Raw genomic sequence first — 11,917 nt, 5'->3', positions numbered from 1 at the left:
CGTCACTGGGCGGTGATATAGATATGCAATAAAGATATTTATAAAAATATTTTTATACCTTTAGAGTCTAGGGGTCGTGCTTACCGGCACAGCGCCACTATTCGTGAAACGACGCCGAGCCACCCTCGTGCCGACCCTGGACCTGCCCCATGCCGTACCTTCGTGACCCCGTGTCGAGGCTCCTTCCATGAGCTTCGACACCGCTTTCATGCTTAGCACACTGCCGGCCTTCTTCAAGGCCGTTGGCGTGACCCTGCAAGTCGGGGCGATCGCCATCGTCACCTCGTTGCTGGTGGCGCTGCTCAACGCGACGATCCTGGTGTTGCGCACGCCGTACCTGTGGCGCCTGGTCAAGGGCTACGTGGAACTGGCCCGCAACACACCGCTGCTGATCCAGCTGTTCTTCGTCTACTTCGCCTTGCCGAGCCTGGGGCTGAAGGTGTCCGGCTTCGCCGCCGCGATCATCACCCTGACGTTCATGGGCGGCGCCTATCTCACCGAGGTGCTGCGCGCCGGGGTAGAAGCAGTGCCGCGGGCGCAACTGGAGTCCGGGCGCTCCATCGGGCTCTCCGAGGGCCAGCTGCTGCGCCATGTGATCCTGCCCCAGGCTGGCATCCTCAGCCTGCCGGCACTGTTCGCCAACTTCGTCTTCCTGCTCAAGGAAACCACCGTGGTGTCGGCGGTGGCGGTGCCGGAGATCCTCTACACCACCAAGAACTACATCGCCCTGTACTACAAGACCTACGAAATGCTCGCCGTGCTGACCCTGCTCTGCGTGCTGATCTTCCTGCCGCTGTCGCTGCTGCTGCGCTACCTGGAACGGAGGCTGCAACATGGCCAGTTCGGGCATTGAGCTGCTGCTGGTTTCGCTGCCGCAACTGGCCACGGGCGCCGGGCAGACCCTGGCGATCTCGGCCCTGGGCATTCTGTTCGCCACCCTCGGCGGTGTGCTCTACGGCGTGCTGGCGACCCTCGGCAAGCGCTGGCTGAACATCCTGCTGCAGGTGTACCTGGAACTGTTCAGGGCGATTCCAGTGCTGGTCTGGCTGTACCTGGTGTTCTTCGGCTTGCCGATCTTCTTCGGCCTGAGCATTCCCAGTTTCTGGTGCGCGGTGCTGGTGCTGGGCCTGTGGGGCGCCAGCGAGGTCGGCGAGGTGGTGCGCGGCGCCTTGCAGTCGCTGCCACGCGGGCAGCGCGAGGCGGGGTTGTCGATCGGCCTGGCCGGCTGGCAGCTGTATGGCTACGTGCTGCTGCCCCAGGCGCTCAAGCGCATGACCCCGCCGATCATCAACCTCTACACGCGGATCATCAAGACCAGCTCGTTGGCGGTGCTGATCGGCGTGGTCGAAGTGATCAAGGCGGGGCAGCAGATCATCGAACGCACCTACGAGTCGGTGCTGATCTACGGCGCGCTGTTCCTGTTCTTCTTTCTTGTCTGCTACCCGCTGTCGGCCGCCTCCCGCGTGCTGGAGCGGCGCTGGGCCCACGCATGAATCCATTGATCGAATTCCAAGGCTTCAACAAGTTCTTCGGCCAGCACCAGGTGCTCGCGGACATCGACCTCAAGGTCCAGTCCGGCGAGGTGGTGGTGATCCTCGGCCCCAGCGGCTGCGGCAAGAGCACCCTGCTGCGCTGCCTCAACGGCCTGGAGGAGGCCCAGGGCGGCAGCCTGCGTCTCGACGGCCAGGAGCTGCTCGGCCCCGACACCGACTGGCGCCAGGTGCGCCAGCGGGTCGGCATGGTGTTCCAGAGCTACCACCTGTTCGGTCACATGAGCGTGCTCGACAACCTGCTGCTGGGCCCGCTGAAGGTGCAGAAGCGCGAACGCCGCGAGGCCCAGGCCCAGGCCGAGGCGCTGCTGGCCCGGGTCGGGTTGCTGGACAAGCGCGACGCTTTCCCCCGCCAGCTCTCCGGTGGCCAGCAGCAACGCATCGCCATCGTCCGTTCGCTGTGCATGAACCCCCAGGTGATGCTGTTCGACGAGGTCACCGCCGCCCTCGACCCGGAGATGGTCAAGGAGGTGCTGCAGGTGATCCAGGGCCTGGCCCGCGAAGGCATGACCCTGCTCATCGTCACCCACGAAATGGCCTTCGCCCGCGCGGTGGCCGACCGCATCGTGTTCATGGAGGCCGGCAGGATCCTTGAACAGAACCACCCCGAGCGCTTCTTCACCCAACCGCAGACCGCACGCGCGCAGCAGTTCCTGGAGAAATTCTCGTTCGTCGAAAGCCTGCCCAAGACACTGCACAAGGAACTGTCATGAAGATTGCCCCGTTCGCCAAACTGCTCGCTCCACTGCTTGGCCTGGCCCTGCTGGCCGGCTGCAACAAGTCCGAAGACCCGGCCAAGCCTGCTGCTGCCTCGCCGGCCTCCAGCTACCTGGAAACCATCAAGGCCCGCGACAAGCTGATCGTCGGTGTGTTCACCGACAAGCCACCGTTCGGCTTCGTCGATGAAAGCGGCCGCTACGTGGGCTTCGACACCGACATCGGCCGTCGCTTCGCCAAGGACCTGCTGGGCGATGAAAGCAAGGTCGAGTTCGTCGCCGTCGAGCCTGCCAGCCGCATTCCGTTCCTGCAGAGCGACAAGGTCGACCTGATCCTCGCCAACATGACCGTCACCCCCGAGCGCAAGGAAGCGGTGGACTTCACCAACCCCAACCTGCGCGTGGCGGTGCAGGCCATCGTCGCCGATGGCAGCCCGGTGCAGAAGCTCGACGACCTGGCCGACAAGACCATTATCGTCACCACCGGCACCACCGCCGATATCTGGCTGACCATGAATCACCCGGACTGGAAGCTGCTGAAGTTCGAGAAGAACACCGAGTCGCTGGCCGCCCTGGCCAATGGCCGTGGCGATGCCTATGCCCAGGACAACCTGATCCTGTTCAGCTGGGCCAAGCAGAACCCGGGCTATCGCGTGCTGCCGCAGCTGCTGGGCGACGAGGCGCCGATTGCTCCGGCGGTGAAGAAGGGCAACACCGAGTTGCGCGACTGGGTGAACAGCGAGCTGGCCAAGCTGGGCGAGGAGAAGTTCCTGCTCAAGCTGTACGACCAGTACGTGCGCAAGGAACTGAGCGACGACACCAAGCCTGAGAGCGTGATCGTCGAGGGCGGCAAGTGGCAGGGTTGATTACCTGAACGGGGCCGCACAGCGGCCCCCTCCGGTCTCAGCGATTTCGCGGCAACCAGTTCAACAGGAAATCATTCACCACCTGCGGATTCTCCAGGCTGGAAATATGCCCGGCGAATGGAATCTGTGCCGCCAAGCATCCAATCAGCTGCGCCATCTCGGCGGACTCCGTTGGTGGCCTTGGAATGTCCTGGTCGCCACAGAGCACGATGGTTCGCTCTCCTGGCAGCTCACCCAGTCGCGCCAGCAGGTCTGGCCGGCCGAAGATCACCCGGCCCATCGGATCGAGGCTGTCCCGGATGGTTTCGGCGCTGCTTGCCTTGAGGTCCGCACGGAAGCATTCGCGCACCTCGGGCACCGTCTGGCCACCGGCATGGAAGAAAATCGGCACCACAACGTCCAGCAACGGGTCTATGAAGGCTCCCGCTTTGCTTGCCGCATCCAGCAAACCGAAATACTTCAGCCGCGTCGGCTCGGGCTCGGCGCCCAGGTAGGTGTCCATCAGCACCAGGCGGTCGACTCGTTCAGGGTGGTCAACGGCCAGCTGCGCGCCCCACATGCCGCCAACCGACAGCCCGACCAGGTGGCACTTCTGGATATCCAGGGCATCGAGCAATGCCAGGTGCTGTCGAGCCAGGGCAGCCATGTCGACGGTACTGGCGGGCGGAGCGGCGGAATCGCCGTGCCCCCACAGCTCAGGCACGATGACCCGGAAGTGCCGTGACAGGGCGTCGATCTGCGGTTGCCACATGGCGGACGACCACAGGTAGCTGTGTCCCAGCAGCACTGGGAAGCCCTGGCCCTGGTCGACATAGCTCATGCGTGCTCCGTCTATCTCGATGAAGAGTTTCTGCATTGCGTGACCTCATGGATTGCGAGAGGGCCGCTGTGTGGCCCCGGTTTCTATCTGGGCACCAGCCGCAACGTGCTCTGCGCCGGAATCACCCCCATCCGCGCCTTGTGATAGCGCCCCTCGATATAGTCCTCGGCCTGATCGCCGTAATGCCGGTCGAACGGCACGCCACTCTGCCCGACGGGGTTGATGGTCAGCGCGGCGCCTGCGTCGGCGAAGTCGATCAACCGGCGGGTTGAAGGACCATAGGTCACCGGCCAGGGCGCCGGGCCGATCTTCGCCGACAGGTTGTTCGGCACCTCGTGGGTGCCGGGCGCGGCGAACGGGCCGACATTGAACAGCAGGTTGAGCGGCTTCCTCACCCCCAGTGGATGGTTGTGGGTGAGGGTGTGGGCCTTGCCCCATTGCCAGCTGGCCGGATCCTTGCCGAATGTCTCGCGCAGGTGCTTGAGGCTGCGTTGCCAGGCCAGGCGCACGATGGCGCCGCGGTCGGTAGGTTCGCTGGCGCCGCGCAGGTTCCACCAGGGCGATGCCGGGTCCGCGGCCAGGCGGGGCAGGGCGGCGTCGATGGCGCGGGTGCTGATCAGCACCGGGAACCAGGTGTCGCCCAGCTCGTCGTGCAGGGCGGCGAACGCCAGTTCGTAGAGGAACTGGTTGAACAGCGTGGCACTGGTGGAGTCCAGCGGATAGTCGCCGCGCCAGGCGGCCAGTTGCTCGACCAGCTCCTTCTCCTCGTCGCCCTGGGCGACGTTGCGCAAGGTGCCGAGCAGCGGCGCCAGGGTACGCGGGCCGTAGTCGGTGCTGGTGTCCAGTTGCAGGGCCTGGCTGTTCTGGGTGTCCCACTTGATGTCCGGGTCGCTCAACTGGCGATCGAGCTGGCGACCGCGGTCAGCCAGGTTGTAGTAGCCGGGCACGGGGATTGCGCCGGGCGGCTGGTAGTTGGCCGAGACGATGTAGCCGCTCGCCGGGTTCTCCTGCTGCGGATTGGCGCTGAACGGGTAGAAGCCCGGCTTGGCGGCCTGGCCGCTGGCACCATCGAGAATGAACGCCGGGTTGACGCCGTCGGGGCGGATCGGCAGGCGCGCCGCGGCCCACCAGCCGATATCGCCCTGGGCATTGGCCCATACCAGGTTCAGCCCCGGCGCCTGGACCTTGGCGGCCGCCTCGCGCATCTTGCCCAGGGTGTCGGCGCGGTTGATCTGGTAGAAGCCCTCGAGTATCGGGTTCTCTGTTTCCAGGAACGCCCACCACATGGCGATGGGCGTCGGGCCTGCGGTATCGCCGAGCACGCTGTTGACGATCGGCCCGTGGGGCGAGCGGCGCAGGGTGATGCTGGCAGGTTCCGCGCCCTTGACCGCGATCTTCTGTTCGATTTTTTCCAGTGGCTGCCAGCGGCCATCGACCATCACCTGCTCGGGGTCCTGCGGATTGGTCCGCTCCGCGATCAGGTCAACGTCGTCGTTCTGGAACATGGTCAGGCTCCAGCCGAAGTCGCGGTTGTGGCCGAGCAGGGCGAACGGGTTGAGCGCCTGGAAGTAGCCATACAGGTTGAAACCCGGCGCCGACAGCTCCGCCTCGTACCAGATTGCCGGCACGGCGAAGCTGATGTGCGGATCGCCCGCCAGCAGCGGCCGGCCACTGCGGGTGCGGCTGCCAGCCACGGCCCAGGCGTTGCTGCCTTCGAACTGCGGGATCCCGGCATCGCCCAGGGCGTCGTGACTCAGCCGCGCCAGCTGCTCCAGGCTGCGCCAGTCGGCGGCGGCCAGAGGGGGGGCCACGGCGCCGTCGGGCTGCCAGTCAAGGTCGAAGATCTTCAGGTAGTCGGGGCCGAGCTGGTCGCGGATGTAGGTCAGCGCGGGGTCGGTACGAAACGCCGCGGCGAAGCTGTAGGCGAGGTAGCCGGCGATGCTCAGGGTGTCCTCGGCGGTGAAGGGGCGTGGCGGGATGCCGAGCAGGTCGAACTCCATGGGTTTGGGATGGCCGGCCTGCCACTGGTTGATGCCGTCCAGGTAAGCCTGCAGCGCCTGCCAGGCCGGCGACTGGCGGTCCTGGCGCTGCGCCATGAGGGCCGCCTGGTCGCGGATGCGCAGGCTGCGGAACAGGGTGTCGGTGGGCAGCAGCTTCTCGCCCAGCACCTCGGCCAGCTCGCCACGGGCCAGGCGTCGCATGATCTCCATCTGGAACAGACGGTCCTGGGCGTGCACGTAGCCCAGGGCGCGGTACAGGTCCTGCTCGTTCTGCGCCTGCAGGTGCGGCACGCCGCGGGCATCGAAACGCACGCTGACCGGCGCCTGCAATCCGCCGACGGCCACCTCGCCGTCACGTTGCGGCTGCTTGCCGCGCACGTACCAGTAACCGGTGCCTGCGGCGGCCACTGCGATCACCACCGCCAGCAAGGTCAGGCTGCGCTTCATCGAGACTCCTTGTGCACTCGAACGAGAAAATATGGTCCGATCATCGGCGGATTCGCGAACTGAGCATAGTCCCCTGGAAGGAGTTTCCATGTCCCTCAGCGAAAAACAGAAAATGCTGGCAGGCCAGCTCTACCATGCCGGCTGTCCCGAGCTGCAAGCCGAACAGGCGGCCAACCGCCACTGGATGCACCGCTACAACAACAGTGTCGATCAGCCCAACGAGGCGCGTCATGGCCTGTTGGAGGAGCATTTCGGCAGTGTGGGCAGCGGCGTGGTGATCCGCCCGCCATTCCATTGCGACTACGGCTACAACATCAGTGTGGGCACCAACACCTTCATGAACTTCAACTGCGTGATTCTCGACGTGCTTCCTGTGCGGATCGGTGCCGATTGCCAGATCGCCCCGGCGGTACAGATCTACACCGCCGACCACCCGCTGGACCCGGCGCTGCGCCGCAGTGGCCTGGAAAGCGGGCGCCCGGTGATCATCGGCGACAATGTCTGGATCGGCGGCGGGGCAATCATCCTGCCTGGGGTGACCATCGGTGATAACGCCGTGGTCGGCGCCGGCAGCGTGGTGACCCGGGATGTGCCGGCGGGGGCGGTGGTGGTAGGCAATCCGGCACGGGTGCGTCAGCCGGTCCAAGGGCAATAGCAGCCGACGGCCAGGGTATTGGATGCCTGCACCCGGCGGCCTTCATTCAGCGCCGTGAGGATCGGTTCGATGAAGCTGTTGTTGGAGTTGCACACCGCCCCTTCGCTGTAGGGGCCGAAGTAGGCGAGATTACCGTCGTGGTCCCAGATCGCCACGGCGGGGCTGGCGGGCAGGTGCTCGCTGCCGGGTAGGCTGGTAAGGGGCTTGAGTGTTCCCAGGTTGGCTGGCAGTTGGCCGTGGCTGCCAGGTTTTTGCAAGACATGGAAGCTGACCCCGAGCGGCGCGAAGCGCTCGAGCAGCTCGCCCAGGTGCTGCTGGTTGCCGACGTTGCACGGGCAGGCCGGGTCCCAGAAGTGCACCACGCGGATCGGGCCCGGACCTGCCAGTTCGGGGGGCAGGCGCAGCTGGCTGCCATCGAAGAAGGTGGTCTGGTTGTCGAAGGTGCGCAGGTAGCGGGACTGGAAGCTGTCGTAGGCCCACCAGAGGGTGGTGGCGCAGAGCAGCAGTGCAAGTAATGTGATAAATCGCTTCGCCATGGGGGCCTTGGCACGAGGTCGCACTGTTCATCGGAGGAGGGGCCAAGCTTGCCATGGCGCGGCTCAGAGCTGAATATCGCAGATCAATAATTGCTTCACACTGGATGTACCGATGCCCGCCAGCTTCAATCCCGACCAGTTGCGTACCAGCCTGTCGCCCCTTGCTGATCGCCAGCCGTTGTCCGCCCAGGGCCAGGCCTACCAGCGCTTCTACGGCCTGGATCTACCCGCGCGCAGTTGGCTGGGTGGCTTCCGCGTGGCGGGCTTCGATCTGGTCGGACAGCTCTGGCTGCCGGAGCAACCGGTGGCGACAGTGTTCCTGCTGCACGGCTATTACGATCACATGGGCCTGTACCGGCATGTGATCGCCTGGGCATTGGGCCAGGGCTACGCGGTGATCGGTTGCGACCTGCCCGGCCATGGCCTGTCCAGCGGCGAGCGGGCCAGCATCGACGATTTTGGCATCTACCAGCAAGTGCTCGATGCGCTGTTCGAGCAGGCCCGCCTGCTGGAGCTGCCACGCCCTTGGCATCTGTGTGGACAGAGCACCGGTGGGGCAATCGTGGTCGATCACCTGCTGCATCAGGGCGAACGCAGCCCGGCCGACGGCCAGGTGATCCTGCTCGCGCCCCTGGTGCGCCCGCGTGCCTGGCACTGGTCGAAACTGAGCTATCGGGTGCTGCGCCACTTCGTCAACGGCATCGAGCGGCGCTTCAGCGAGAACACCAACGACCCGGCTTTCCTGCCCTTCCTTGAGGCCGATCCGCTGCAGCCACGGCGCCTGCCGACCGCCTGGGTCGGGGCGCTGATGAAGTGGGTCCGGCGTATCGAAGCCGCGCCGCGCAGCACACGCCAGCCCCTGATCGTGCAGGGCGAGGCGGACGGCACGGTGGACTGGCCCTACAACCTCAAGGTGCTCAAGGCCAAGTTCGCCGAACCGCAGATCCTCATGCTGCCCGAAGCGCGGCATCACCTGGCCAACGAGCTGCCCGGCATTCGCCAGCGCTATTTCGACTTCATCGGCCAGCGCCTGGGCTGATCACTTCAGCTCGGCGGCGTTCTGGCCCACGGCCAGGGCGGCGCGTACCGCGGCCACCGCTGCCTTGTAGTAGGCCTGGCCTTCGGCGGATTCAGCGAAGGTGGCGAATTCCTCCAGCTCGGCGTCCGACAGGTCGCGATAGACGTACAGCAGGGTATTGTTCAGGTCTTCGCCGACCTGGTTCATCAGGCGCTGGCGCTGGCCATCGAGCAGGTTCTGCGCCTGGCCGCCACCGAACAGGCCGGGCAGCATCGAGCTCAGGCTGTCGGCCGCCACGCCGGCGATCGCCAGGCTGACCTCGGCGCCGGCTTCGCGGGCCGGCAGGGCCTGGGCCAGGTGGCCGACGATCAGCAGGCGGTTGTCGCTGGCCTGGACCTTCGGCAGGCCCTTGGCGTTCTTGGCCAGCTGGTCCTTGCGCGTGGCCAGCAGCTCGGCGGCCACCACCTTGCGCCCCAGCGGTGACTGGAAGAATGCCAGGGCCGGCGAGGGGTTGGGCAGGTTGGCGCGCAGTTGCGCCTGGGCCCGGCGGTCCATGGCCTGGGCCTGGAAGCGCTGGTTGCTGTTGTTGACCAGCGCCTGGTAGACGGCAGGCGGCAGGCTGTTGCGGTAGCGCTGCTGGGCGGCGCTCACGGCATCGTTGAAATGGGCGCGCTGGTCGGGCCAGCCGGCGGCCTTGTACAGCTGATCGAGGCTGTCTGCCCAGACAGGCATGGTGCAGATCATCAGCAGAAGCAGGGAAAACAGACGGCGCATTCAGGACTCCTGTCGGCAGGCCGCTATTGTCCTAGGCGTGGCGGGGCTTTGTCGAGTCGCCAGCGGCGCTTCCTGACCAAGTGGCGCTGTGCGAGCGATTGGCGAATGGCTATGATGCGCCATGCACACGCCTTTCGAACATTCGCTGCTGTCGACGATCGTCGACGACCTGGCCACCCGTGGCTGGTCGCAGCAACCTCTCTTCCTGCCCGACGCGCTGTCGCGCGCGCTGGCGGCCGAATGCCGTCGCCGTCACGCCGAGGGCGAACTCAACCCGGCCAGCGTCGGTCGCGGCGCCGCGCAGGAGATCCGCGAGGCGATCCGTGGCGACCAGATCCAGTGGCTCGACCCCGGCGAGTCGGAGGTCTGCGACCGCTACCTGGGCGCGATGGACAGCCTGCGCCAGGCCATCAACCAGGGCTTGTTCCTGGGGCTTGAGGACTTCGAGTGCCATTTTGCGCTGTATCCCCCGGGGGCTTTCTACAAGCGCCATCTCGACCGCTTCCGTGACGACGACCGGCGCATGGTATCGGCCGTGTTCTACCTCAATGAAGGTTGGCAACCGGAGGATGGCGGGCAACTGCGGATGTTCCTGCAGGACGGTGTCGAGCACGACGTACAGCCGGTGGCGGGCAGCCTGGTGGTGTTCCTGTCGGGTGAAGTGCCGCACGAAGTGCTCCCGGCCGGGCGTGAGCGCCTGTCGTTGACCGGCTGGTTCCGGCGCCGTGGCAATGACCCGTTCTGAGCGGCCGAAAGTACTGGTCAGTGCCTGCCTGCTGGGCCAGCCAGTGCGCTATGACGGGCGTGCCAGTGGTCATCCCGACGTCTTGCAGCGCTGGCAGGCCGAAGGCCGGGTGGTGCCGCTGTGCCCGGAGGTGGCCGGTGGCCTGCCGACGCCGCGCCCGCCTGCGGAAATTCCGGGCGGGCAGGGCGTTCAGGTACTGGATGGGCAGGCGCGGGTGCTGACGGTGTCCGGCGACGATGTCAGCGAGGCGTTCCTGGCCGGGGCCCGACTGGCGCTGGAGCTGGTGCGCCGGCATGGCATCCGTGTGGCGGTGCTCAAGTCTGGCAGCCCGTCGTGTGGCAACCTGCAGACCTATGACGGCAGCTTCAGCGGTGTGAAGGTGGCGGGGGAAGGGGTGACCACGGCCTTGCTGCGTCGCGAAGGGGTACGCGTGTTCAGCGAGCTGGAGCTGGAAGACGCGCAGCGAGCGTTGGCCAAGGTCTGATCGCGGGGCAAGCCCGCTCCCACGCAATGGTGACCATGACGGCAGCGTGGGAGCGGGCTTGCCCCGCGATGCGGTGTTACTGTCCGGTGGTCGCCTGCTTGGTGCCCTTGAACCATTTGCTTTCCAGGTCGGCCAGACGGCCATCATCCTCGATCCGCTGCAGGGCATTGTTCACAGCCGTCTCGAAAGCTGGATTGCCCTTCTGGTACGGGATCACCAGTTTCTGGCCGGCCAGGGTACGAATGGCGTCGAGCTTGTCGCTCAGTTCGGCGTCTTGCTGGTTGAAGGTCATGTCGAATTTGCCGCTTTCCACTCCAGGCAGCACCTCTTCGGCGACGGTCTCGACGAACTCGGCCCGCACATCCAGCTCCTTGGCCAGGGCCTGCCCCAACTCGATCTCGAAGCCGGTCAGGTGTTCGTTCTCCTTGAACGCATAGGGTGGCGCGTCGCCAAGCACGGCGATGCGAAGTTCGCCACGGTCGTTGATTTCGTCGATCAGTTCGGCCTGGGCCAATGGGCTGAACAGTGCCGCCAGCAGAATGCCAATGGTCAAACGCATGAGTGCCCCTTTCTTGTTCGGCAGATGAAGTGCATTCGCCGTGGCTTTCTCGTCTGCCCCGGTCGAACGCAGCCTAAGACCTCCAGGTCGCGGCAAGGTTTTCTTCTGCCCTGAAATATTTCTGTCCCTGTTTTTGAACCTCTCCCGGTCGCGTTGGACTATGGTGAAGTACCGCCACACTGCCTTTAAGTGATAGCGGTCAATTGAAGTGAATCACAGGAGAAGTGAATGAAAAGCCTATTTTCGCGTGCTGCCGTCGCCGGTCTGCTGATGGGGGCGTCGGTGTTCGCCAGTGCCGCGGATGCCCTGAAGAGCGAGCAGCCACCGGAAGGCGCCAAGGTCTTCATCGTTTCCCCCGCCGACGGGGCCACGGTCGACAAGACCTTCATCGTCAAGTTTGGCATCGAAGGCATGGACCTCAAGCCCGCGGGTGACCAGACCCCGCACTCTGGCCATCACCACCTGCTGGTGGATGTGGACAAGGCGCCCCTGGCCGACCAGCCGCTGCCCACGAGCCTGATGCCCGAGAACAACGCGCCGCTGCCGGCAGGTCCGCAGGTGCTGCACTTCGGCAAGGCGCAGACCGAGGCGACCATCACCCTCACGCCGGGCAAGCACACCCTGCAGCTGGTGCTGGGCGACAAGTACCACGTGCCGTTCAAGCCAAGCGTCGAGTCGCAGAAGATCACCGTCAACGTGAAGTGACCCGCCGCGCCATCGCCGGCCGGCCCGCTTGCCGGCGATGGG

Annotated in this window: 14 protein-coding genes; 9 read left to right on the top strand and 5 right to left on the bottom strand. The window is 65.6% G+C overall.

Going from position 1 to position 11,917, the window contains the following annotated elements; all coding sequences use genetic code 11:
- Positions 1-187: 187 nt before the first annotated feature.
- The 4 genes from ACVWZ5_RS04425 to ACVWZ5_RS04410 are packed head-to-tail and all read left to right on the top strand — an operon-like array spanning position 188 to position 3,132.
- Positions 188-853 carry an amino acid ABC transporter permease gene (locus tag ACVWZ5_RS04425; protein ID WP_050707417.1) on the top strand — a complete coding sequence of 222 codons (666 nt, stop codon included), beginning with the start codon at positions 188-190 and terminating at the stop codon, positions 851-853.
- Positions 834-1,493, top strand: a complete 660-nt coding sequence (locus tag ACVWZ5_RS04420; protein ID WP_062572504.1) for an amino acid ABC transporter permease — start codon at positions 834-836, stop codon at positions 1,491-1,493. Before ACVWZ5_RS04425 ends, ACVWZ5_RS04420 begins: the two co-directional genes overlap by 20 nt.
- On the top strand, positions 1,490-2,263 hold the full coding sequence (locus ACVWZ5_RS04415) for an amino acid ABC transporter ATP-binding protein (protein ID WP_186599655.1): 774 nt from the start codon (positions 1,490-1,492) through the stop codon (positions 2,261-2,263). The genes ACVWZ5_RS04420 and ACVWZ5_RS04415 overlap by 4 nt, the downstream gene beginning before the upstream one ends.
- Positions 2,260-3,132, top strand: a complete 873-nt coding sequence (locus tag ACVWZ5_RS04410; RefSeq protein WP_062572506.1) for a transporter substrate-binding domain-containing protein — start codon at positions 2,260-2,262, stop codon at positions 3,130-3,132. Before ACVWZ5_RS04415 ends, ACVWZ5_RS04410 begins: the two co-directional genes overlap by 4 nt.
- A 37-nt stretch (positions 3,133-3,169) precedes the next feature.
- Here ACVWZ5_RS04410 and ACVWZ5_RS04405 read toward each other — a convergent pair whose 3' ends face one another.
- Together ACVWZ5_RS04405 and ACVWZ5_RS04400 are read right to left on the bottom strand one after the other, a co-directional pair.
- Positions 3,170-3,988, bottom strand: coding sequence for an alpha/beta fold hydrolase (locus ACVWZ5_RS04405; protein ID WP_062572507.1), 819 nt, complete (start codon positions 3,986-3,988; stop codon positions 3,170-3,172).
- Between the two features lie 47 nt (positions 3,989-4,035).
- Entirely contained in the window at positions 4,036-6,399 is a 2,364-nt protein-coding gene (locus ACVWZ5_RS04400; RefSeq protein WP_457340434.1) for a penicillin acylase family protein, read from the bottom strand.
- A gap of 88 nt (positions 6,400-6,487) precedes the next feature.
- Here ACVWZ5_RS04400 and ACVWZ5_RS04395 point away from each other — a divergent pair, with 88 nt between their 5' ends.
- Positions 6,488-7,054 (top strand): sugar O-acetyltransferase, encoded by a 567-nt coding sequence (locus tag ACVWZ5_RS04395; protein ID WP_062359830.1) that lies wholly within the window; start codon positions 6,488-6,490, stop codon positions 7,052-7,054.
- Here the strand turns inward: ACVWZ5_RS04395 and ACVWZ5_RS04390 are convergent.
- Positions 7,033-7,590: a DUF6436 domain-containing protein gene (locus tag ACVWZ5_RS04390; protein WP_457340433.1), complete on the bottom strand. Its 558-nt coding sequence runs from the start codon at positions 7,588-7,590 to the stop codon at positions 7,033-7,035. The genes ACVWZ5_RS04395 and ACVWZ5_RS04390 overlap by 22 nt on opposite strands.
- Before the next feature lie 112 nt (positions 7,591-7,702).
- On the opposite strand from ACVWZ5_RS04390, the gene bipL reads away from it, so the two are divergent.
- Positions 7,703-8,629 carry a phospholipase BipL gene (gene bipL, locus ACVWZ5_RS04385; protein ID WP_096048942.1) on the top strand — a complete coding sequence of 309 codons (927 nt, stop codon included), beginning with the start codon at positions 7,703-7,705 and terminating at the stop codon, positions 8,627-8,629.
- Here bipL and ACVWZ5_RS04380 read toward each other — a convergent pair whose 3' ends face one another.
- Positions 8,630-9,382, bottom strand: coding sequence for a DUF2059 domain-containing protein (locus ACVWZ5_RS04380; protein WP_457340432.1), 753 nt, complete (start codon positions 9,380-9,382; stop codon positions 8,630-8,632).
- A gap of 121 nt (positions 9,383-9,503) precedes the next feature.
- Here ACVWZ5_RS04380 and ACVWZ5_RS04375 point away from each other — a divergent pair, with 121 nt between their 5' ends.
- Both ACVWZ5_RS04375 and ACVWZ5_RS04370 read left to right on the top strand, forming a co-directional pair.
- The gene (locus ACVWZ5_RS04375; protein WP_062572512.1) at positions 9,504-10,127 is read left to right on the top strand and encodes a 2OG-Fe(II) oxygenase; all 624 of its coding nucleotides are present in this window, start codon (positions 9,504-9,506) and stop codon (positions 10,125-10,127) included.
- Positions 10,114-10,611: a DUF523 domain-containing protein gene (locus ACVWZ5_RS04370; protein ID WP_457340431.1), complete on the top strand. Its 498-nt coding sequence runs from the start codon at positions 10,114-10,116 to the stop codon at positions 10,609-10,611. The genes ACVWZ5_RS04375 and ACVWZ5_RS04370 overlap by 14 nt, the downstream gene beginning before the upstream one ends.
- 76 nt (positions 10,612-10,687) lie before the next feature.
- Here ACVWZ5_RS04370 and ACVWZ5_RS04365 read toward each other — a convergent pair whose 3' ends face one another.
- A complete protein-coding gene (locus tag ACVWZ5_RS04365; RefSeq protein ID WP_323089082.1) occupies positions 10,688-11,170 on the bottom strand; it encodes a transporter substrate-binding domain-containing protein in 483 nt (160 codons plus the stop codon).
- Between the two features lie 228 nt (positions 11,171-11,398).
- Between ACVWZ5_RS04365 and ACVWZ5_RS04360 the strand changes: the two genes are divergently transcribed.
- Positions 11,399-11,875, top strand: coding sequence for a DUF4399 domain-containing protein (locus ACVWZ5_RS04360; RefSeq protein WP_096048938.1), 477 nt, complete (start codon positions 11,399-11,401; stop codon positions 11,873-11,875).
- Positions 11,876-11,917: the final 42 nt, after the last annotated feature.

The organism is Pseudomonas sp. TE6283 (assembly GCF_054060555.1).
This window is presented reverse-complemented; position numbering and strand designations above follow the sequence as displayed.